20 protein-coding genes and 1 riboswitch are annotated in these 21,824 nt (G+C 60.0%); of the genes, 11 read left to right on the plus strand and 9 right to left on the minus strand.

From position 1 onward, the window contains the following. Window positions 1-145: 145 nt before the first annotated feature. Window positions 146-1,555: an adenosylhomocysteinase gene (gene ahcY, locus ACQRBV_RS11240; protein WP_060753420.1), complete on the minus strand. Its 1,410-nt coding sequence runs from the start codon at window positions 1,553-1,555 to the stop codon at window positions 146-148. A 21-nt stretch (window positions 1,556-1,576) separates the two neighbouring features. Continuing rightward, window positions 1,577-1,683, minus strand: a riboswitch (S-adenosyl-L-homocysteine riboswitch). A gap of 198 nt (window positions 1,684-1,881) precedes the next feature. Here ahcY and ACQRBV_RS11245 point away from each other — a divergent pair. The 3 genes from ACQRBV_RS11245 (at window position 1,882) to ACQRBV_RS11255 (ending at window position 5,234) form a co-directional block, all read left to right on the plus strand. Beyond that, window positions 1,882-2,286: an acyl-CoA thioesterase gene (locus tag ACQRBV_RS11245; RefSeq protein ID WP_060753419.1), complete on the plus strand. Its 405-nt coding sequence runs from the start codon at window positions 1,882-1,884 to the stop codon at window positions 2,284-2,286. 89 nt (window positions 2,287-2,375) lie between these two features. Continuing rightward, window positions 2,376-4,274 carry a patatin-like phospholipase family protein gene (locus ACQRBV_RS11250; RefSeq protein WP_411985439.1) on the plus strand — a complete coding sequence of 633 codons (1,899 nt, stop codon included), beginning with the start codon at window positions 2,376-2,378 and terminating at the stop codon, window positions 4,272-4,274. 72 nt (window positions 4,275-4,346) lie between these two features. Next, the gene (locus ACQRBV_RS11255) at window positions 4,347-5,234 is read left to right on the plus strand and encodes a formate/nitrite transporter family protein (RefSeq protein ID WP_060753417.1); all 888 of its coding nucleotides are present in this window, start codon (window positions 4,347-4,349) and stop codon (window positions 5,232-5,234) included. On the opposite strand, the gene ACQRBV_RS11260 is transcribed toward ACQRBV_RS11255, so the two are convergent. After that, window positions 5,228-6,487 carry a cation:proton antiporter gene (locus ACQRBV_RS11260; protein ID WP_411985440.1) on the minus strand — a complete coding sequence of 420 codons (1,260 nt, stop codon included), beginning with the start codon at window positions 6,485-6,487 and terminating at the stop codon, window positions 5,228-5,230. The two genes, ACQRBV_RS11255 and ACQRBV_RS11260, sit on opposite strands and share 7 nt — an antisense overlap. Window positions 6,488-6,671: 184 nt before the next feature. Between ACQRBV_RS11260 and ACQRBV_RS11265 the strand changes: the two genes are divergently transcribed. Next, window positions 6,672-7,058 (plus strand): MAPEG family protein, encoded by a 387-nt coding sequence (locus ACQRBV_RS11265; protein ID WP_205344401.1) that lies wholly within the window; start codon window positions 6,672-6,674, stop codon window positions 7,056-7,058. 49 nt (window positions 7,059-7,107) lie between these two features. Here the strand turns inward: ACQRBV_RS11265 and mltA are convergent, their stop codons facing one another. Continuing rightward, window positions 7,108-8,289 (minus strand): murein transglycosylase A, encoded by a 1,182-nt coding sequence (gene mltA / locus ACQRBV_RS11270; RefSeq protein WP_411985441.1) that lies wholly within the window; start codon window positions 8,287-8,289, stop codon window positions 7,108-7,110. Window positions 8,290-8,418: 129 nt separating this feature from the next. Here mltA and ACQRBV_RS11275 point away from each other — a divergent pair, with 129 nt between their 5' ends. Next, window positions 8,419-8,868 (plus strand): c-type cytochrome, encoded by a 450-nt coding sequence (locus tag ACQRBV_RS11275; protein WP_411985442.1) that lies wholly within the window; start codon window positions 8,419-8,421, stop codon window positions 8,866-8,868. A gap of 6 nt (window positions 8,869-8,874) precedes the next feature. Here the strand turns inward: ACQRBV_RS11275 and ACQRBV_RS11280 are convergent, their stop codons facing one another. From ACQRBV_RS11280 to ACQRBV_RS11300, 5 genes are all read right to left on the minus strand, one after another. Then, the gene (locus tag ACQRBV_RS11280; RefSeq protein ID WP_060753412.1) at window positions 8,875-9,270 is read right to left on the minus strand and encodes a DUF1090 domain-containing protein; all 396 of its coding nucleotides are present in this window, start codon (window positions 9,268-9,270) and stop codon (window positions 8,875-8,877) included. Window positions 9,271-9,339: 69 nt separating this feature from the next. Further along, the gene (gene ligB, locus ACQRBV_RS11285) at window positions 9,340-11,004 is read right to left on the minus strand and encodes an NAD-dependent DNA ligase LigB (RefSeq protein ID WP_411985443.1); all 1,665 of its coding nucleotides are present in this window, start codon (window positions 11,002-11,004) and stop codon (window positions 9,340-9,342) included. A 95-nt stretch (window positions 11,005-11,099) separates the two neighbouring features. Then, window positions 11,100-11,450, minus strand: a complete 351-nt coding sequence (locus tag ACQRBV_RS11290; RefSeq protein ID WP_090368282.1) for a hypothetical protein — start codon at window positions 11,448-11,450, stop codon at window positions 11,100-11,102. Window positions 11,451-11,671: 221 nt separating this feature from the next. After that, window positions 11,672-12,862, minus strand: coding sequence for a methionine adenosyltransferase (gene metK / locus ACQRBV_RS11295; protein ID WP_060753409.1), 1,191 nt, complete (start codon window positions 12,860-12,862; stop codon window positions 11,672-11,674). A 19-nt stretch (window positions 12,863-12,881) separates the two neighbouring features. After that, window positions 12,882-13,877 carry an ArsR/SmtB family transcription factor gene (locus ACQRBV_RS11300; protein WP_060753408.1) on the minus strand — a complete coding sequence of 332 codons (996 nt, stop codon included), beginning with the start codon at window positions 13,875-13,877 and terminating at the stop codon, window positions 12,882-12,884. Window positions 13,878-14,149: 272 nt separating this feature from the next. Here ACQRBV_RS11300 and tkt point away from each other — a divergent pair, with 272 nt between their 5' ends. The 6 genes from tkt (at window position 14,150) to fba (ending at window position 20,590) form a co-directional block, all read left to right on the plus strand. Beyond that, entirely contained in the window at window positions 14,150-16,147 is a 1,998-nt protein-coding gene (gene tkt / locus ACQRBV_RS11305; protein ID WP_411985444.1) for a transketolase, read from the plus strand. Window positions 16,148-16,357: 210 nt separating this feature from the next. Next, window positions 16,358-17,413, plus strand: coding sequence for an erythrose-4-phosphate dehydrogenase (epd, locus tag ACQRBV_RS11310; protein WP_090368291.1), 1,056 nt, complete (start codon window positions 16,358-16,360; stop codon window positions 17,411-17,413). A gap of 17 nt (window positions 17,414-17,430) precedes the next feature. After that, window positions 17,431-18,594: a phosphoglycerate kinase gene (locus tag ACQRBV_RS11315; RefSeq protein WP_060753405.1), complete on the plus strand. Its 1,164-nt coding sequence runs from the start codon at window positions 17,431-17,433 to the stop codon at window positions 18,592-18,594. Between the two features lie 29 nt (window positions 18,595-18,623). Continuing rightward, window positions 18,624-18,851, plus strand: coding sequence for a hypothetical protein (locus tag ACQRBV_RS11320; protein WP_060753404.1), 228 nt, complete (start codon window positions 18,624-18,626; stop codon window positions 18,849-18,851). A 61-nt stretch (window positions 18,852-18,912) separates the two neighbouring features. After that, window positions 18,913-19,245, plus strand: coding sequence for an MliC family protein (locus tag ACQRBV_RS11325; protein WP_060753403.1), 333 nt, complete (start codon window positions 18,913-18,915; stop codon window positions 19,243-19,245). A gap of 280 nt (window positions 19,246-19,525) precedes the next feature. After that, window positions 19,526-20,590, plus strand: coding sequence for a class II fructose-bisphosphate aldolase (gene fba, locus ACQRBV_RS11330; protein ID WP_003177554.1), 1,065 nt, complete (start codon window positions 19,526-19,528; stop codon window positions 20,588-20,590). 78 nt (window positions 20,591-20,668) lie between these two features. On the opposite strand, the gene ACQRBV_RS11335 is transcribed toward fba, so the two are convergent. Next, window positions 20,669-21,028 carry a hypothetical protein gene (locus ACQRBV_RS11335; RefSeq protein WP_411985445.1) on the minus strand — a complete coding sequence of 120 codons (360 nt, stop codon included), beginning with the start codon at window positions 21,026-21,028 and terminating at the stop codon, window positions 20,669-20,671. Between the last annotated feature and the right edge of the window lie 796 nt (window positions 21,029-21,824).

The raw sequence follows: 21,824 nt of genomic DNA on the forward strand, positions 1-21,824 counted from the left end.
GTACACCGTCAATGTGGGAGGGGGCTTGCTCCCGATAGCAGTCGTTCAGTCAACAGAGCTGTTGAATGTGCTACCGCCATCGGGGGCAAGCCCCCTCCCACATAAAGCCCGCTCTCCCGTGAGTAGAGAGCGGGCAGCAGGCAAATCAGTAGCGGTAAGCGTGCGGCTTGAACGGACCTTCAACGGTCACGCCGATGTAGTCGGCCTGGGTCTTGGTCAGTTGAGTCACAACGCCGCCGAAGCCGCGGACCATTTCCAGGGCCACTTCTTCGTCGAGTTTCTTCGGCAGTACTTCTACCGTCAGGCGCTCGGCTTTCTGGGCCGGCGACAGGTCGGCGTACTTCTGGCCGAACAGGAAGATCTGTGCCAGTACCTGGTTGGCGAACGAGCCGTCCATGATGCGGCTTGGGTGGCCGGTGGCGTTGCCCAGGTTAACCAGGCGGCCTTCAGCCAGCAGGATCAGGTAGTCGTCGTTCTGCGGGTCGAAATCGCCGGCACCGGTACGGTGAACCTTGTGTACCTGCGGCTTCACTTCTTCCCATGCCCAGTTCTTGCGCATGAAAGCGGTGTCGATCTCGTTGTCGAAGTGACCGATGTTGCAGACAACAGCACGCTTCTTCAGGGCTTTGAGCATGTTCGCGTCGCAAACATTCACGTTGCCGGTCGTGGTGACGATCAGATCGATCTTGCCCAGCAGGGCCTTGTCGATGCTCGCTTCGGTGCCGTCATTGACGCCATCGATAAACGGCGAAACCACTTCGAAGCCGTCCATGCAGGCTTGCATGGCACAGATCGGGTCGACTTCGGAGACTTTGACGATCATGCCTTCCTGACGCAGCGACTGGGACGAACCCTTGCCCACGTCACCGTAGCCGATCACCAGGGCTTGCTTGCCCGACAGCAGGTGGTCGGTGCCGCGCTTGATGGCGTCGTTCAGGCTGTGACGGCAGCCGTACTTGTTGTCGTTCTTGCTCTTGGTCACCGAGTCGTTGACGTTGATGGCCGGGATTTTCAGCTCGCCCTTGGCCAGCATGTCCAGCAGGCGGTGTACGCCAGTGGTGGTTTCTTCGGTCACGCCGTGGACGCGGTCCAGGATGGCCGGGTATTTCTTGTGCAGCAGCTCGGTCAGGTCGCCGCCGTCGTCGAGGATCATGTTGGCATCCCAAGGCTTGCCATCTTTGAGGATGGTTTGCTCCAGGCACCACTCGTACTCTTCTTCGGTCTCGCCTTTCCAGGCGAATACCGGGATACCGGCGGCAGCGATCGCGGCAGCGGCCTGGTCTTGAGTCGAGAAAATGTTGCAGGACGACCAGCGTACTTCGGCACCCAGTGCAACCAGGGTTTCGATCAGCACGGCAGTCTGGATGGTCATGTGGATGCAGCCGAGAATCTTCGCGCCCTTGAGCGGCTGCTCAGCGGCGTACTTGCGACGCAGGCCCATCAGGGCAGGCATTTCGGATTCGGCGATAAAGGTTTCGCGACGGCCCCAGGCAGCGAGGGACATGTCGGCGACTTTGTAGTCGTTGAAATCTGCAGGCGTGTTGACAGCGCTCATGAAGAGCCTCCATTCGTAGTGTGCGAATGGGCGCCGTTGTGCGTTTAGTATCAGGCCAGGGCAACCAGGCCGGACAACGCCCCATCCGAGCCTGACAGGTTGAACCTGCTGCAGCGCCCCTCGGACAGGTGGCGGGAGAACGGTATCAATCGTAGATGACCGTTTTGAAACGGTGGCGATTATAGCCGTGTGCGCCTGACTTCCCAAGCCTTTCCGTCGGTCATATGAAGATCGCTCATGGGGTTGATAGGCAATGGCTCATAGAGCCAGAGCCCAGGCTCTGCCATGATGTCACCCATCATTCGGCAAGACGCTTTGGAGTGACCATGAACTTCCACACCCGCAAGTGGGTAAAACCTGAAGACCTCAACCCCAACGGCACCCTGTTCGGCGGCAGCCTGCTGCGCTGGATCGATGAAGAAGCGGCCATCTACGCGATTGTCCAACTGGGCAACCAGCGCGTGGTGACCAAGTACATTTCCGAAATCAACTTCGTCAGCGCTTCGCGCCAGGGCGACATCATCGAACTGGGCATCACGGCTACCGAGTTCGGCCGCACCTCCATCACCCTGACCTGTGAAGTGCGCAACAAGATCACGCGTAAAAGTATCCTCACCGTGGAAAAAATGGTGTTCGTCAACCTCGGCGAAGATGGCTTGCCTGCGCCCCATGGGCGTACCGAGATCAAATACGTGAAGGACCAGTTCCAGGACGACGCCGTCGCCGGGTAGGTGTTGAATCTTTACCGGGTTATTCCGTAAGGATCTTTGCGTGGCTCTCTTATCACTCAGGCCTACACCCTGTAGAGAGAGCCCCGTGTATGAAAGTGTCAACCTCGCCTGTCCAATCTTCGTTTCCTCAAGCGCTCGAACAGGCGGTGAAGACGCCTCTGCTCAAAGAGGTGGGCCCGCGCAAGTTAAGCCTTCATCGTTACAGCGATGGCCGCGTAAAAGTGGTTCTGTCGCCGCCGGCGGTGAGCCATCTTGTGCTCAGTGGTGGCGGTGCGAAGGGTATCGCTTTCCCCGGAGTGCTACAGGCGCTCGAGCAGGCCAATAAGCTCCCTGGCGTCAAAGTGATTTCCGGTTCATCGGCCGGAGCGATTTCCGCGACGCTGATCGCCAGCGGCATGGGCGCGCAGGCGTTCGGTGAGTTGTCGAACAGTATCGACCTGCCCAGCCTGCTCAATAGCCAGGACCCGGTGACGGCCTGGCTGCAAACCATCAGTTCCGAACTTGGCAAGCTCGCCGGTTGTCTGCCAGGCGCCGCCGGCAACATTTCCCAACTGCTGCTGACCCTGTTGCCGCGCCTGCAAACCGAGGCCTCGCCGCTGGAGGAGATGATACGCAACGAGTCGCGCAAGTCGATCCTCGCCCATATCGCCGCAATGCCCGGGGCCAAGCCGCCCGCCGAGGTGATGAAGATCACCGCCAGGCTCAGAGCCGGTGGTGCGCCGACGTTCCGCGATCTGGAGGTGTTGAGCCGGCATATCCCGGCCATCAAGTCACTCAATATCACCGGCACGGGCATGTTCGATGGGCGGCCGCAGTTGGTTGTGTTCAACGCCAGCCTCACCCCGGATATGGACATTGCCCGGGCAGCGCGTATCTCGGGTGCCTTGCCGGGGCTGTTCAAAAGCCCTGAGGAGCAAGGCCATGCATTCCAGGCACAGGCTCAGATCACGGCGTTTCAGGACGGTGGCCTGCTGGCCAATACGCCCGCGCCGGGGGTGATCGGCGGCGCCGTTGCGCAGGGCCCGTTGAATCGGCCCGAGTCGCTGGTCGTCGAGTTTGAGTCCGCAGCAGCAGGGCCGAGAAAAAGTGGGGGATTCTTCAGTCATTTGGTCGACCGCTTTACCGGTACGCCCCACGCCGCAGCGGGCGCTTATCAGGAGCAGCAACTCAAGGCGTATCGCGATCAGACGGTGACCTTGCCGCTGAAAACCAACAAAGGTGACTTTCGCGGCCTGCTCAACGGTACGGTCAACTTCACCATGACCCCCGAACAGAAACAGGAGCTGCAGGCACGCAGCCGGCAAGCGGTCGCAGGGCATCTGGATCAGCGTGCGCAGGCGCGTGAAACGCACGAGTTTCCCTCATTGGAAAGTGCGGTGCTGGCGATGGACGATGAACTGCTTGCCGGCGTGCAAACGGAACTCCAGAAAGACCCGGCTGCCGCACAGGTGCTGATGTTTCGCAGGCATGCACAACAAGCCTTGCACGCCTTGGACAGCGCCATCAGCGAGGCCAATCAAACCGGTGGCGCCCTCAAGGTCACGCCCAAGGTGGCGGCAGCCTTGCGTAACCTGGACGCGCTGGCCCGTAAACCTGAGCACATCGAGTGGCTGGCGCAGCGCTTGAATGCGCCGGGCCAGCGCAACTTCCAGCAGTTGCTGCAAGTGGCTGCCAAACAAGCTTCGCCCCTGTCCAAAGTGATGAGCAGTGCCGTCGCTGAGATGAAAAGACGCGATATCGCGGTGAAAGCCGAGAATTTCACGCGTGAAGTGATTTACCCCTCAATGCACCGCCCGGGCCAATCGAAGGCCAATCTTGAGTTATTGCAGCGCTCGGCGCGTGACTTGGCCGATGCGACCACGCCCGCCGAGTTCAACCGCGTACTCGACGGCATCATTGAGCACTACGGTGCGCGCAATAAACCCTGGAGCAAGCCGGTCAGGTCGACCACCGTTGAAATGGCCAAGGCCTGGCGCATTCCGGTTTAAATACGGTGCCACTGAACAGCCATCGTTGCGGCGTGTCGTAGCTACAGGAACCCCCTAAGGACACTGTAGATCATGGCCACCCCCGAAGACGGCAAGACCCCCAACCTGTCGCAGGAAGAGCAGCAGGACGTAGACAAAAACCAGCCGCCCCGCGCGGCTGTGTTGCATGAAATCATCCGTACCCAGGGCGACCAGGAACTGGAGCGCAACGTTGCGGCGTTGTGGTGGTCGGCGCTGGCAGCCGGGTTGACCATGGGGTTGTCATTGATGGCCATGGGGCTGCTCAACTCGCGCTTGCCGGAGGGCGAAGCCTTCAAGGTCATCGCCAGTTTCGGCTATTGCGCGGGGTTCCTCGCGGTGATCCTGGCGCGCCAGCAACTGTTCACCGAGAACACCCTGACCGCCGTGCTGCCGGTGATGAGCAAACCTACGCTGAACAATGCGGGTCGGCTGCTGCGGCTGTGGTCCGTGGTGCTGGTGGGTAACTTGTGCGGCACCTTGCTGGTTGCCTACGTGATGCTTCACTTGCCGATCTTCGACAGCAAGACCGACCTTGCCTTCCTCGAGATCGGGCGCAAGATCATGGAGAACGACGCCGGCCAGATGTTCGCCAAGGGCATCGTTTCCGGCTGGATGATCGCCACCATGGTGTGGATGATCCCGTCGATGGAAAGCGCCAAGATCTGGATCATCGTTCTGATCACCTACCTGATGGCGCTGGGCGACTTCACCCATATCGTGGTGGGGTCGGCGGAAGTGTCCTACCTCGTGTTTGCCGGTGAACTGTCGTGGCATGACTTCTGGCTGGTATTTGCCGGCCCGACCCTGGCCGGCAACATCATTGGTGGCAGCTTCATCTTTGCGTTGATCAGCCATGCGCAGATCCGCAGCGAAGGCAGCCTGCCCCGCAAACAAGCTGCGGACCCAAGGCATCCGCAGCCCATCAACAAGGATCAGTGAGGTTCGGGTGTGGCCTCGGGTTCGCCCTGGGTCACATGCTTGACCAGCTTGCCGATGCTCAAGCCCTGCAGCAGGATCGATGACAGCACCACGATGTAGGTGATGCTCAGCAACAGGTCGCGTTCCGGGCCCAGCGGCAAGGCCAGGGCCAATGCCACCGAAACGCCGCCGCGCAAGCCGCCCCAGGTGAGAATGCGGATGGTGCCACGCGGCACGCTGCGCCAGCGACGCAGCAGCAGGATCGCGGGAGCCACCGTCAGCAGGCGCGACAGCAGGATCGCCACGGCCAGCAAGCTTGCCGCCAATACATGCAGCCAGTTGAACGGCAGCAGCAACAGCTCCATGCCGATCAGCGCAAACAGCAGGGCGTTGAGCATGTCATCGAGCAGTTCCCAGAAACCGTCCAGGTAGCGCCGGGTCATGTCGTTCATTGCCAGCTTGCGGCCCAGGTTGCCGATGATCAGCCCCGCGACCACCATCGCAATCGGTGCAGAGACGTGCAGTTCGGTGGCCATCGCCGAGCCGCCGATGACCAGGGCAAGGGTCAGCATCACTTCGATCTGATGCTGTTCAATGCTTTTGATCATCAGGTACACCAGGTAACCAATCAAGCCGCCGAACACCACGCCACCCAACGCCTCGTGGGCGAACAGCATGGCGGTGGCACCCACGGTGGGGGTTTCGCCCAACTGCGCGATGCCCAGCAATACGGTAAACACCACGACCGCTGTGCCGTCGTTGAACAGCGATTCGCCGACGATGGTGGTTTTCAAGGGTTTCGAGGCGTTGGCGGTACGCAGTACGCCGAGCACCGCAATCGGGTCAGTGGGCGAAATCAGCGCGCCGAACAGCAGGCAGTAGAGGAAGCTCACGTGCCAGCCAAACAGGGCAAAGATGTAATACGCCAGGCTGCCGATCACCACGGTAGCAATCAACACGCCGAAGGTTGCCAGCAGGCCGATGGGCCAGCGGTAACTGCGCAGGTCGTTCAAGTTGACGTGCAAGGCGCCGGCAAACAACAGGAACGACAGCATCCAGTTCATCAGCAAGTCGCCGAAGTCGATCTGGCCGATCAGTTGCTGGATGCGGTCTTCCAGGCCAGGGTAGCCAAGCACGCTCAACCCTTGCAGGATCAGTGAGAAGAGCAGGGCCGTGACCATCACGCCAATAGTGGGCGGCAGGCCGATAAAACGGAAGTTCACATAGGTGAGCAGTGTGGTGAGGCAAATGAAAGCGGCGACAAGTTCAAGCATCCGGGGTCCTTGGAAGTGGTTTGGATCGTTCGTCAATGGGTGGATGGACCGCAGCAGCGGTGGGATGTTGCAAGCGCTGGATAGAACCTTTTCGGTTCGACAGGGCTCATAGCGGGTGAGTGCGGTCGCGAATGTTTAGTGCTAAAACTCTAACCGCTGGTTAAAACAACAAAAGGAATCTGTGATGACGGTGGCATTCTGGTGTGTATTGATCGCGATTTTCCTACCTTACCTGTGCACGGGAGTGGCCAAGTTCAGCGGCGGCAAATTCGGACCGCGGCAGAACCACGACCCACGTGCCTTCCTGGATACCCTCGACGGGGTAGCCAGACGCGCCCACAACGCACAACTGAACAGCTTTGAGGTGACGCCGGCATTCGCCGCGGCGGTGATTATTGCGCACCTGGCCGGTACGGCGTCGCTGGTGACGATCAACGTGCTGGCCGTGTTGTTTATCACCAGTCGCTTGCTGTACATCATTTGCTACCTGGCGGACTGGGCGATGTTGCGTTCGCTGGTGTGGTTCGTGGGCATGGCGTTGATTGCGAGTTTCTTCTTTGTCTCGATCTGACGCGTGACGCAATGGCGAGGGAGCTTGGCTCCCTCGCCACAGGTCAGCATCAGGTGCCGGCAGGCGCGTCCGGCACTTGTGGCAATGCAGCACCTTTAGGCCACAACATCCAGATCTGCCCCTGCTGCTTCATGTTTCCGGCCAATTCACCCGCAGCATCCCCCGTGCCCCAGAACAAGTCCGCACGCACTTCACCGGTGATCGCACCACCCGTGTCTTGCGCGGCGACGGGCCTTGAGATCGGTGAACCATCGGGTTTGGTCGTCGACAGCCACAACAGGCTGCCGAGCGGAATGACCTTGCGATCAACGGCCACGCTATAACCGGCCGTCAACGGCACATTCAAAGAGCCCCGTGGCCCTTCGTTACTGTCGGGGCGGGCGCTGAAGAACACGTAGCTGGGGTTGCTCGCCAGCAGTTCCGGAATGCGCTGTGGATGGGCCTTGGCCCAGGCGCTGATGGCGCCCATGGTCACATCGTCCTTTTTCAGTTCGCCTTGCTCTACCAGCCAGCGTCCGATCGGGCGATAGGGGTAACCGTTCTGGTCGCCGTAACCCACGCGTAGTTGGCGCCCGCCTGGCAGTTGAATACGCCCCGAGCCCTGGATTTGCAGGAACTGCAGGTCCATCGGGTTGGTCAGCCAGGCAATCGGCTTGGCGGTCGAGCCTTGGCTGTTGAGGGTGCCGGCGTCGTCATAGGGCTTGAGTACGCGACCTTCCAGGCGACCACGCAGGCGCTTGCCCTTGAGTTCGGGGTAGATACTTTCCAGGTTGACGATGATCAGGTCGTCCGGCACGCCATACACCGGCACATGGGCCGTGGCGGTTTCGGTCAGGCTGCCGGGGTAGACCGGCTCGTAGTAGCCGGTGATCAGGCCGTTCGGAGTGTTGTCGGCCGAGCGCAGGCCAAATACATCCAGGCGTTCCTTGAGAAAACCACGAACCGCCTCGGCATTGCCCGGCACGTTCACCGCGGCCGCACAGGTTGCACCCCACACCGGATCGGCCTTGAGGCGTTGGCAGGCACTGCGCCAGGACTCAAAACCGGCCAGCAGGTCGCTGTCGGACACGCTTGGCAAGGCTTCCCACGGCGCGCTCACATAAGTGGCGATAGCATGGGGTTTGGGGGCTTGCGGTTGATTGGCGTCTTTGCCGCCGTCACAGCCCGCCAGCAGCGCGATGATCGGCAGAGCCCACGCCAGGCGGTTCCAAGGTTTGAAGGTGAGATTCATATACAGCAATTCCTGAAGCGGTCACCCGTGCATTCATGCCAGTGGGCAAACCTTACTATTAATATGGCTATTGGTCTTTGCGGGCGGGGCGAGGATACTGGCCGCCGTTCCCGTGACCTTGAAGCCATCATGACTTTTAAAAAACTGACCGTGGTATTGCTGGCCTGCCTGACGTTGTCCGCCTGTGGCGGTGTTGATCCGAATTCGCCGCTGGGTCAGCGCAAGGCGATCTTCAAGCAGATGCTCAAAACCGGCGAAGACCTGGGTGGCATGTTGCGCGGACGCATTCCGTTCGACGGCGCAAAGTTTGCCGAAGGTGCGGTCAAGCTGGACGCGTTGTCCCACGAACCGTGGAAACATTTCCCAAGCGTGCGTGAAGAAGACCATACCAGCGCCAAGGATAACGTGTGGCAACAACAGGCCCGTTTTCAGGAACTGGCGCGTAACCTTGAGGCGGCCACCGGTGAACTGGTGATCGCCAGCCAAGTCCAGCCTTACAAAGCCAGCAACCTGGGGCATGCCGTGCAGAAAGTCGAAGATGCCTGCTCCGCCTGCCATAAGCAGTTCCGAGACCATTGACCGGTTTTATTTGTCGAGTTCTTCCACGGCGTCCTGCAGCTCTTTGCGCGAGTCGGCGAGCTTGTCCTTGCGCTTGTTGATCTTGTCGGCGTCACCCTTTTTCATCGCCTTGTCGAGGTCGGCCTGACGGCGGCTGACTTCGTGCTTGGCGTCGAGCACTTTGTTTTCACGTTCTTTGCGCAAGGAGGCGTCAGTGCAGTGGGTGGTGACTTCGCTCAGGGCTTTTTCCAGGCCGGCCTGCTGCTCGCTGTTACCGTGCACCTTGGCTTGTTCGATCTGCGTGCTGATGGCCTGGCGCTTGGCGGCGCAGCCGGTGAGTGGTGAGTCTTCTTCGGCTGCCAGCAACGGTGTGGTCATGAAGCTTGCGGCGGTCAATAGGGCAAGGGGGGCGAAAAAATTCATGTGGAACTCCAAAGTCGCGATCCGATGGCAGGATGAATTCTGCCGGGGTTAAAGGTAGTTGGCCTGGGTTCAAAACCCGTCTATTCCGGCCGTACGTAATGTTTGAGCCAGCGCCTGCACTTGCGGGTCGTGAAAAAAAGCGCTGAGTTGCGCGGCGCGACCCGGGCCTATGCCGTCGGTGGCGAGCCAGGCTTGTGTGTCCCGGGCAGCCAGGGTTTGCCAGCCGCCTTCCAGGTTGTTGCGTGCCGAGGGCGGTACGCCCAGGGCTTTGAGCCATTGTGCAAAAGGGCGTTGCCGGGCGCTGTGGATGTTGTCGAGCAGCCGCGCACGGCTGCGGTCGCCGAAGCCGTCAATGTTAGCAAGCTCTGTCGCATCCAGGGTTAACCAATCGAGAAAGCCTGCGATTAGACCGGCCTGGATCAATATGTTCCAGGTCTCGCGGCCCATATGCGGTAAAGCCAGGCCCTGGTTGCTGCTGAGCCAGGTCAGGCGCGCGAGCAACTGCTCCTCGCAGCCGGGGTCCAGTTGCCAGCAGCTCAAGGCATGGAACGCGTGGGCGTCGGGCACTTGCACTTGCACCCGGGTCTTGTTGCGCAGGATGACTTCGTCCAATCGTGGGATCACCTGGCCGGCCAGGCTGATGGACACCTGGTCTCCGGGGCGGATATCCAGGGTTTGCCAGCGCATGAGGGAGCCGACGCTGACCCGGCTGATCTGCCGATCATCCAGGCGCACGGGTTCCAGTTCCAGAATGGGGGTGATGCGCCCCGTGCGACCGATCTTGAATTGCACCTTGCGGACCAGTGCCAGGGCCTTGGCGGCCGGGTATTTCCAGGCGACTGCCCAGTAAGGTGCGGCGACTTGCCAGCGTTCGGCGGGTGCGCGCGCGGCCTGGTGCAGCACCACGCCATCGCTGGCGAAGGGCAGAGGTTGGTTGTACCAATAAGTGCGCCAATGCGCGGCTTCGCTGATGTGCTTGATAGGGTGGCTGTAACGTTCGCTGTCGCTGAAACCCCAGCGTGCCAGGGTCGCCAGGCGCTCGGAGAAGCTGGCCGGGCCTTCTGGCCAGGCCCAGACGAAAAGGCCGATTCCGGCGGCTTCGACGTCACTCAACTGGTGGCGGTTCATCAGGCCGGCTACTTTGCTGCGGGCATTGAGCCCGCCCTGTGCCGACTGCACGTGTGCATCCAGGCGCCAGTAAAGCTCGCCTTGCAACACGACATCGATGGGCTCCGGCAGTTGCTGGGCGATCGCGGCGATCTTGCTGGCGGAGGCGGACCAGTCCTGGCCGAGCACGCCATCGCCGCGACTGATGACTTGGCTCAAGCGCCCGTTGCGATACACCAATGTCACCGCCACGCCGTCGACCTTGGGTTGAATCCAGACGTCTTGGCGGTGCCCAAGCCAGTCGCCGACGGCCGATTCATCCAGCAACTTTTCGAGGCCGGTGTGTACCACCGGATGAGGCTGCGTGCCCCGTGAACTGGCCAGGGGTGAGTCGGTGTCCGGTGTGGGTTGGGGAAAACATTCGCGCCACCGGCTCAGGCGCTGGCGGGCCTGGTCGTAGAGCTCGTCACTGACGGGGGATTGGCCGAGGCGGTGGTAACGGTCATCCCACAGGTGTATTTGCCTGGCCAGGGCGTCGAACTGTGAGCGGGTCCGGTTGGTGCAGTCTTCGGCCGTGACCCAAAAAGGTAGAGCACTCAGCAGTAAAACCATCAGCAAGCGCATCATGAGCATCCTTGCTCGAAAAGGGTGCCCAGCCTAAGTGATCCACGCAGCCACAAAAAAGCCCCGAACGAGCGGGGCTTTTTACTGGGTGTTTCGGCTTACTTGAACAGGCCGCCCAAGGCTTTCACCGCGTCGTTGTTCTGTGCCTTGGCCTGCTGCTTTTGCTGGCTGGCGTCGACTTTGGCCTGGGATTCGGCGAGTTTGTTGCAACCTTTGTTGACTTGTTCCAGCGCAGCCTCAAAGGCCTTCACTTTCAAAACGTCGTTCTGGGCGTCGGCGGCATCGATCTTGGCTTGCAGGTCTTTGGCGTGTTGCTGGCAATCGCCGGAATTACCGCCGCCCAGTTGGGAGCTCAGGGCACCGCTCAGTGCGCTCAGGTCTGCGGCGTGAGCCGGCAGGGTGAACAGGCTGAGCAGAACGGCGGCAGGGGCGAGCGTGGAAATGCGCATGAAAAACCTCAATGTTCGATTGCCTGCGCGCTTATCCGTCCCGGGCGGGCGCAGTGCAATATCCAGATGGAGGTGAAGGGCCCGAGAGGGCGCGGATTCTAGAGGGCCATTATTTGGCCTGCAAGGTTTGGATCCAAAATATGTGACCGTTGTGCGTAAACCTGCGGGCAATAAAAAGCCCCGCCGGGCTAACCCGGTGGGGCTTTGAGTACCGCGAAGGATTACAAACCGGCAGCGGTGCGCAGGTCGTTGGCGCGGTCGGTTTTTTCCCAGGTGAAGGTGGTGAAGGTGTCGTCGCCGACGGTCTTCTGTGCAGGTGTACGGCCGAAGTGGCCATAGGCTGCGGTTTCCTGGTACATCGGATGCAGCAGGTCGAGCATGGTGGTGATCGCGTAAGGGCGCAGGTCGAAGATTTCGCGTACCAGCTTGATGATCTTGTCGTCGCTGATCTTGCCGGTGCCGAAAGTATTCAGTGAGATCGACGTAGGCTGCGCTACACCGATGGCGTAGGACACTTGAATCTCGCAACGCTCGGCCAGGCCGGCGGCGACGATGTTCTTGGCCACGTAACGACCGGCGTAGGCCGCCGAGCGGTCAACCTTGGATGGGTCTTTGCCCGAGAACGCGCCACCGCCGTGACGGGCCATGCCGCCGTAGCTGTCGACGATGATCTTGCGACCGGTGAGGCCGCAGTCGCCCACCGGGCCACCGATGATGAACTGGCCGGTTGGGTTGATGTGGAACTGGGTGTCTTTGCTCAGCAATTCGGCAGGCAGCACGTGCTTGACGATCAGTTCCATCACGCCTTCACGCAGGTCGGCGTAGGACACGTCCGGGTTGTGCTGGGTCGACAATACAACAGCGTCGATCCCGACCACCTTGCCGCCGTCGTAGCGGCAGGTCACCTGGGATTTGGCGTCCGGGCGCAGCCATGGCAGCAGGCCGGATTTACGGGCTTCGGCCTGGCGCTGTACCAACTGGTGCGAGAAGGTGATCGGCGCCGGCATCAGCACGTCGGTCTCGTTGCTGGCGTAGCCGAACATCAGGCCCTGGTCGCCCGCGCCTTGATCTTCCGGCTTGGCACGGTCCACGCCCTGGTTGATGTCGGGGGACTGCTTGCCGATGATGTTCATCACGCCGCAAGTGGCGCCGTCGAAGCCGACGTCGGAGCTGTTGTAGCCGATGTCGGTGATCACATCACGGACGATCTGCTCCAGGTCGACCCAGGCCGAAGTGGTCACTTCGCCAGCGATGATCGCTACACCGGTTTTCACCAGGGTCTCGCACGCCACGCGGGCGAACTTGTCTTGAGCAATGATGGCGTCCAGCACCGCATCAGAAATCTGGTCGGCGATTTTGTCCGGATGCCCTTCAGACACGGACTCGGAGGTGAAAAGGGAGTATTCGCTCATCTCGATGTTTTCCTGATATTTACCGATGGTGAGTGTCGCCAGCCGGTCGCTGAAAGTGGCGAACCTGGATCTGGAAACCATTACGTAAACCTACATAGAGGCTTTCCCCGGGAACGAGTCCCGCAGCGGTGGCCCAACGGGCCAGATCGTCCTGTTCAAAACCCAACCAGAGATCACCGCAGGCCTCCCTGGCCCAATTCTGGTTGTGGCTGCATAGATCCGTAACCAGCAGGCTACCGCCGGGGTGCAGCAACCCGGCCATTTGCTTGAGGGCGTCGGCGGGGGCGGCGAAATGGTGCAAGACCATATTCAGTACCACGCAGTCGGCCCGCAGGCTGGTGTGATTCAGGGCGTCAGCCAACTGCAGGCTGACATTGCCCAGTGCCTCGCGCTCGCATAACTGGCGCGCCAGCTCGAGCATGGCCGGGCTGTTGTCCAGCGCGGTGACCTGCTTGAAGCGGCGCGCCAGCTCCGGCAGGAAACCGCCATCGCCGGGGCCGACTTCCAGTGCGCTCGCCTCTTCACTGAAGCTCAGCTTGTCCAACAACGCCAGTACGCTCTCGCGGTACTGGGGCAAACCGGCGATCAGGTCCTGCTGGGCGCGAAACTTCTCGGCTACCCGTGAGAAAAAGTCCTGGCTGGCAGCGGCGCGTTGCCCGTGCACTTGAGCGATACGCGACTGTACATCCGACGGCAGCCCGAGGTTGTCCACTTCCTCCAGCAAGGCCGCGTGCAACTTGCCGCCGAGCAGCTCGGTGTGGGGCAGGGCGCGGCGGTAGAAGATCGCATTGCCTTCACGGCGGGTGGCCACCAGTTCGGCCTGGGCCAGCACCTTCAAGTGGTGGCTCATGCCCGACTGGCCGATGGCGAAGATCTGCGCCAGTTCCAGTACGCCGAAGGAGTCGTTGGCCAGTGCACGCAATACGTTCAGGCGCAACGGATCGCCAGCGGCCTTGCACAAGGCTGCCAGTTCATCGCCGTCGTCGGGGCGCAGGGAGGGCACGGGTAGGTTCATAAGGCCAGCAGTCTAGTGGTGGGGGGAGGTCCCCGCAAGGTCAATATCAAAAAGTTTTGATATTGAACGATAAGTGGCGGTTATAAGCAGTCGGTATAGTCTTGGGACGAACCGGTGAAAGGTTTCTGCAGGCGATTGCCGCTTAAAGCACAGGAAAAACACCGCCAAGTGACTATCTGTCATTGCCCGCAGGCGGTGGCTGAGGGAAAATGCCGGTCCTTTTTTCCGTTTCTTTTATTCATTGTCTATTCAAAATCCCCAGGAGATCAGCGATGCCCAGCCGTCGTGAGCGTGCCAACGCCATTCGTGCCCTCAGCATGGATGCCGTGCAAAAAGCCAACAGCGGCCATCCCGGTGCCCCGATGGGCATGGCGGATATCGCCGAGGTACTTTGGCGTGACTACCTGAAGCACAACCCGAGCAACCCGTCGTTCGCCGACCGTGACCGCTTCGTGCTGTCCAACGGCCATGGCTCGATGCTGATCTACTCGCTGCTGCACCTGACCGGCTACGACGTCACCATCGATGACCTCAAGAGCTTCCGCCAGCTGCACAGCCGCACTCCGGGCCACCCGGAATTCGGCTACACCCCAGGCGTGGAGACCACCACCGGCCCCCTGGGCCAGGGCCTGGCGAACGCCGTCGGCTTCGCACTGGCTGAAAAAGTACTGGGCGCACAGTTCAACCGCCCTGGCCACGACATCGTCGACCACCACACCTATGTGTTCCTGGGTGATGGCTGCATGATGGAAGGCATTTCCCACGAAGTCGCTTCCCTGGCCGGCACCCTGGGCCTGGGCAAGCTGATTGCCTTCTACGATGACAACGGCATCTCCATCGACGGCGAAGTCGAAGGCTGGTTCACCGATGACACCCCGAAGCGTTTCGAAGCCTACAACTGGCAGGTGATCCGCAACGTCGACGGCCACGACCCGGAAGAAATCAAGACCGCTATCGACACCGCTCGCAAGAGCGCGCAGCCAACCCTGATCTGCTGCAAGACCACCATCGGTTTCGGCTCGCCGAACAAGCAAGGCAAGGAAGACTGCCACGGCGCCCCGCTGGGTGACGCGGAAATCGCCTTGACCCGCGAAGCGCTGAAGTGGAACCACGGCGCCTTTGAAATTCCTGCCGACATCTATGCCGAATGGGACGCCAAGGAAAAAGGTCTGGCCACTGAAGCCGAATGGGATCAGCGTTTCGCTGCCTACTCCGCCCAGTTCCCTGAGTTGGCCAACGAACTGGTACGCCGCCTGGCCGGTGACCTGCCTGCCGATTTCGCGGAAAAAGCCTCGGCCTACATCGCCGAAGTCGCGGCCAAGGGCGAGACCATCGCCAGCCGTAAAGCCAGCCAGAACACCCTGAATGCCTTCGGCCCGCTGCTGCCTGAGATCCTCGGCGGTTCGGCTGACCTGGCCGGTTCCAACCTGACCCTGTGGAAAGGTTGCAAAGGGGTCTCGGCTGAAGATGCCAGCGGCAACTACATGTACTACGGCGTGCGCGAATTCGGCATGAGCGCCATCATGAATGGCGTGTCGCTGCACGGCGGCCTGGTGCCTTACGGCGCGACCTTCCTGATGTTCATGGAATACGCACGCAACGCCGTGCGCATGGCCGCGCTGATGAAGAAGCGTGTGATCCATGTGTACACCCACGACTCCATCGGCCTGGGCGAAGACGGCCCGACGCACCAGCCGGTCGAGCAACTGACCAGCCTGCGCACCACGCCGAACCTGGACACCTGGCGCCCTGCCGACGCGGTGGAATCCGCGGTGGCCTGGAAGCATGCGATCGAGCGCAAGGACGGCCCATCGGCGCTGATCTTCTCGCGTCAGAACCTGCAGCACCAGGTGCGTACCGACGCGCAGATCGCCGACATCAGCCGCGGCGGCTACGTGCTCAAGGACTGCGCCGGCGAGCCGGAACTGATCCTGATCTCCACCGGTTCCGAAGTGGGCCTCACGGTTCAGGCTTATGACAAGCTGACCGAGCAAGGCCGCAAGGTTCGTGTTGTTTCGATGCCTTGCACCAGCGTGTTCGAAGCCCAGGACGCGAGCTACAAGCAGTCGGTATTGCCGCTGCAAGTTGGCGCGCGCATTGCCATCGAAGCGGCTCACGCCGACTACTGGTACAAGTACGTTGGCCTGGAAGGCCGTGTGATCGGCATGACCACCTACGGTGAGTCGGCGCCGGCGCCAGCGTTGTTCGAAGAGTTCGGCTTCACCCTGGAGAACATCCTGGGCCAGGCTGAAGAGCTGCTGGAAGACTAAAAGCACGTCTCCTTGTAGGAGCGAGCTTGTTGTGGCGAGGGAGCTTGCTCCCGCTGGGCTGCGAAGCGGCCCCAAACCGTGCGATCGATATGTGTCAGATACACTTCGTCAACCGGTCTGGGAGTGCTTCGCACTCCAGCGGGAGCAAGCTCCCTCGCCACGCAAGCTCGCTCCTACAATGGTTTATGTCGCCCACACTACGAGAACCCCATGCCTCAACCGCGTCCCTACAAAGTTGCACTCAACGGCTACGGCCGCATTGGTCGTTGCGTCTTGCGTGCTCTGTTCGAGCGAGGGGCGGCGGCCGGGTTTGAAATTGTCGCGATCAACGATCTGGCCGACATGGCCAGTATTGAATACCTGACACGCTTTGACTCCACCCACGGCCGCTTCCCTGGCGAAGTGCGGGTTGACGGCGATTGTCTGCACATTAATGGCAACTGCGTGAAAGTGCTGCGCAGTGCCACCCCCGAGGGCATCGACTGGGCGGCGCTGGGCGTCGACCTGGTGTTGGAATGCTCCGGTGCCTACCACACCCGTGCCGATGGCCAGCGGTTCCTCGACGCCGGCGCGCCACGCGTGCTGTTTTCCCAGCCGATGGCCAGCGAGGCGGATGTCGACGCCACTATCGTCTACGGCATCAACCAGGATTGCCTGACCGGTGATGAGTTGCTGGTGTCCAACGCCTCCTGCACCACCAACTGCAGCGTGCCGCTGTTGCGCCTGCTGGATCAGGCGATTGGCCTGGATTATGTGTCGATCACCACGATTCACTCGGCGATGAACGACCAGCCGGTGATTGACGCCTACCATCACGAAGACCTGCGCCGCACACGATCGGCGTTCCAGTCGGTGATTCCGGTGTCCACCGGCCTGGCCCGTGGTATCGAGCGCCTTTTGCCGGAACTTGCCGGGCGAATCCAGGCCAAAGCCGTACGGGTGCCGACGGTGAACGTGTCCTGCCTGGATATCACCATGCAGACCGTCAGCGACACCGATGCGACGGAGGTCAACCGGATCTTGCGTGATGCCGCCACCCGCGGCCCGCTCAAAGGCTTGCTGGCCTACACCGAGTTGCCCCACGCCAGTTGTGATTTCAACCATGACCCGCATTCGGCGATTGTCGATGCCAGCCAGACCCGCGTTTCCGGCCCCAGGCTGGTGAACATCCTGGCCTGGTTCGACAACGAATGGGGCTTTGCCAACCGCATGCTGGATGTTGCCGAACACTATCTGCACATCGCTTCTAAACAACCTCAACAGTAATTCAGGAACTGCGACCCATGACCGTGTTGAAGATGACCGACCTCGATCTGCAAGGTAAGCGCGTACTGATCCGCGAAGACCTCAACGTCCCAGTCAAGGACGGTGTTGTCACCAGCGATGCGCGAATCCTGGCCTCGCTGCCGACCATCAAGCTGGCCCTGGAAAAAGGCGCGGCCGTGATGGTGTGCTCCCACCTGGGCCGTCCGACCGAAGGTGAGTTCTCCGCCGAAAACAGCCTCAAGCCGGTGGCCGACTACCTGAGCAAGGCCCTGGGCCGCGACGTGCCGCTGGTAGCTGACTACCTGGGTGGCGTTGAGGTTAAAGCGGGCGATATCGTGCTGTTCGAAAACGTGCGCTTCAACAAGGGCGAGAAAAAGAACAGCGACGAACTGGCCCAGCAATATGCGGCCTTGTGCGACGTGTTCGTGATGGACGCCTTCGGCACCGCTCACCGTGCCGAGGGTTCGACCCACGGCGTGGCCAAGTTCGCCAAGGTCGCGGCGGCCGGCCCACTGCTCGCGGCTGAACTGGATGCACTGGGCAAGGCCCTGGGCGCGCCGGCGCAACCGATGGCCGCCATCGTGGCCGGCTCCAAAGTGTCCACCAAACTGGACGTGCTCAACAGCCTGAGCCAGATCTGCAACCAGCTGATCGTCGGCGGCGGTATCGCCAACACCTTCCTGGCCGCTGCCGGCCACCCGGTAGGCAAGTCGCTGTATGAGCCGGACCTGCTGGACACCGCCCGCGCCATCGCCGCCAAGGTCAGCGTGCCGTTGCCGGTCGACGTGGTGGTTGCCAAGGAGTTCGCCGAGAGCGCCGCAGCCACCGTCAAGCTGATCGCTGACGTGGCCGCCGACGACATGATCCTGGATATCGGCCCGCAAACCGCGGCTAATTTCGCCGAACTGCTGAAAGCTTCCCAGACCATCCTGTGGAACGGTCCGGTCGGCGTGTTCGAATTCGACCAGTTCGGCAACGGCACCAAAGTGCTGGCCAAGGCGATTGCTGAAAGCGCGGCGTTCTCCATCGCCGGTGGCGGCGACACCCTGGCGGCCATCGATAAATATGGCGTTGCTGATCAAATCTCCTACATTTCTACCGGTGGTGGCGCGTTCCTCGAGTTCGTCGAGGGTAAGGTGCTGCCGGCCGTGGAAGTGCTGGAAACCCGAGCCAAAGGTTAAGGCGCGTGATCTGGAAAAGGAGCATTCCCATGATCAAGTCGCTGGCATTGGTGATGACCGCAGGCCTGTTGGCCGCCTGCGGTAGCACGCCACGTGTGGCGCCCGAGGCGGACAAAGCCGATGCGCCTCGCAAACACAGTTGCTACCAGGCTGACTGGCAAGCCGAAACCATGCCGGTGATCAACAAGCGCATCGGCAACGAGCGGCTGGAGAAATACGACGCCGCGCCCAACGGTCAGGAACAGGGTTGCCCTTGACGGGTCTGATCAACTAACCGACAGCAGCAGCGGCCCTTGGGCCTGCGTTCGAGGATTGGCAATGAAAGGCGTTTTCGCCCTCGCGGCACTGGCCCTGTTGGCCGGTTGCAGCAGCATGAACATGTTCAACAAGGCAGAGCCTGCCGATAAGTGGACCACCTGGACCTGCGACAGCAAGGCTGAGGTCAACTGGCGCTTCGCGAACCAGGCGCGTTCGGAGGTGGATGTGCGCCTCGGGGGTTCGGAGCAGGTTTACCGCCTCAAACAAGAGGTTGCCGCCTCGGGCGTGCTGTACAGCGACGGTCAATTGGCGTTTCACACAAAAGGTGAGGAAGGCCTGGTCTACTGGGTTGCGACTGACGATTTGATCGGGCGCGGCTGCAAGGCCCAGTAACTGGAGCGCGGTCTCGAAGGTCATGAGATCCAAATGTGGGAGGGGGCTTGCCCCCGATAGCGGTGGGTCAGTCAAGAGATTCATCACTGGGAGGCTGCCATCGGGAGCAAGCCCCCTCCCACATGAGATTCGGTTCAAAACTGGAACTTGAGTCGCGCCCATCAGAAATAACGATTCAGCAGGCCAGGCGTGCAAAACCTGACCGGCAATAACTTGAATAGCAGCCTGCGCTACGGCAGGCTTGCACGATTAACGACCCTCGATCGGGAGAGACAACACAATGGCACTTATCAGCATGCGTCAAATGCTGGACCACGCAGCCGAGTTCGGCTACGGCGTCCCAGCCTTTAACGTCAACAACCTTGAGCAGATGCGCGCCATCATGGAAGCCGCTGACAAGACCGACTCCCCCGTGATCGTCCAGGCTTCGGCCGGTGCCCGCAAGTACGCCGGCGCGCCGTTCCTGCGTCACCTGATCCTTGCCGCGATCGAAGAATTCCCGCACATCCCGGTGTGCATGCACCAGGACCACGGCACCAGCCCTGATGTGTGCCAGCGCTCCATCCAACTGGGCTTCAGCTCGGTGATGATGGACGGCTCCCTCGGCGAAGACGGCAAGACCCCGACCGACTACGAGTACAACGTACGCGTGACCCAACAAACCGTGGCCATGGCTCACGCCTGCGGCGTCTCGGTTGAAGGTGAGCTGGGCTGCCTGGGTTCCCTGGAAACCGGCATGGCCGGCGAAGAAGACGGTATCGGCGCCGAAGGCGTACTGGATCACAGCCAGATGCTGACCGACCCGGAAGAAGCCGCCGACTTCGTGAAAAAGACCCAGGTGGATGCCCTGGCCATCGCCATCGGTACCAGCCACGGCGCCTACAAGTTCACCAAGCCACCGACCGGCGACGTACTGGCCATCGACCGCATCAAGGAAATCCACAAGCGCATCCCGAACACCCACCTGGTGATGCACGGTTCTTCCTCGGTACCGCAAGAGTGGCTGGCGATCATCAACCAGTACGGCGGCGACATCAAGGAAACCTACGGCGTACCGGTTGAAGAAATCGTCGAAGGCATCAAGTACGGCGTGCGCAAGGTCAACATCGACACTGACCTGCGCCTGGCCTCCACCGGTGCGATGCGTCGCCTGATGGCGACCAACCCGAGCGAGTTCGACCCACGTAAGTTCTTCGGCGCTACCGTAACGGCAATGCGCGACGTGTGCATCGCTCGCTACGAAGCGTTCGGCACGGCCGGTAATGCTTCGAAGATCAAGCCGATCTCGTTGGAAGCGATGTACCAGCGGTATTTGAAAGGTGAGTTGAACGCCAAGGTGAATTGAGCCTCAGGTGTTTGAAAAGAAGCCCGCAGTGATGCGGGCTTTTTTTGCATGGGATTTGATAGCGCGTCGCTCACGTTCTTAACAGGATATTAAGTAATCGGGTGATTCGCTATAAACCCCACCTGTGCATCCACACGTACATGCGCCACCAGCTGGGTGATACCATTTCATGATGATACTGTCGTATCTTGGAGGTACCGAGCCAGGAGCTGGGGTGGTATATATCTCTGAGTACGTTCCATTCTCATGCATTTCAATTGAAAGTATTGCATCCACTAAAATTATATGTCTCCTCTCGATTGCTTCTATATCATTATCCCCTGGGCCGGTTTTAAGTATGTAGCCGGTCTCATCGATGCCAATAATAGTGCCTCCAATTTTTTCATCGCTTCCTGTGGTTAGGGTGACTACGTCTTCTAACTCAAGTTCAATTTTCATGTTGGCGCTCCTTGTGTAAATAGCTAAGGTTGCTTCGCTTCTTAACGTTCTCTATTAAGGTTCCTCGGAATGGCTGTGATACAAGTCGCTTCCTCTTCGAGGAAATTATTGTGGTTGCCCTTTTTTACACGGTAATTGAGTAGCTGTTGGACAGAGACGCGACAACCAATGCTCCAGAAACACTCCTTTGTGTGTAGCTGATTTTATAAATGTCGCTTAACACTCCCATGCTTTTAATGTTTTCGATGGTGTATTCGTCTATGCAAAGGCCGTTACTCTGAATAACACTTCGCTTTGTAAAAGCATCATCCACTGTTTGGCTTATAAACGTGAGCGATATTTGAGGTTTTAAAGTCGTGCTTTTCAAGTTGACTCGAATTACATCAGCCGTTCGTGTATTTGCGTGCAAAACCAAAACGCACCTAAAACATTCCTGACCGTTAGCAGCGATAAATTGTTCAAGGTACGGAGGGGGAGCAACAGCTGCACTTGTAACGGCCGTCGTGGCTAAAGGCAGCGCGTTTACCGGTCCATTTTGAGGAATAGGTCCGGGGACGTTATTCGGTATGATTGTAGTGGGCATCTAGAGGCTCTCCATATGGGGTTGAGCCAATAATTGAATTATTTGTATAAACGAACAACTGTCAAAGTTGACAGGTTTTTATAGTTTTTTGAGATAGATGATATTCGGTCTGTATATATAGGCACTGAATGGGTTAGATAAGTTTGCACTTGCGTTGCTTACACGTGAGTCGAGCTCCCCTCAGGCGTGCGAATCCGCGCCAAGAAGGCGTGC

The organism is Pseudomonas sp. R11F (assembly GCF_050312575.1).
GTDB classification, from domain to species: domain Bacteria; phylum Pseudomonadota; class Gammaproteobacteria; order Pseudomonadales; family Pseudomonadaceae; genus Aquipseudomonas; species Aquipseudomonas palleroniana.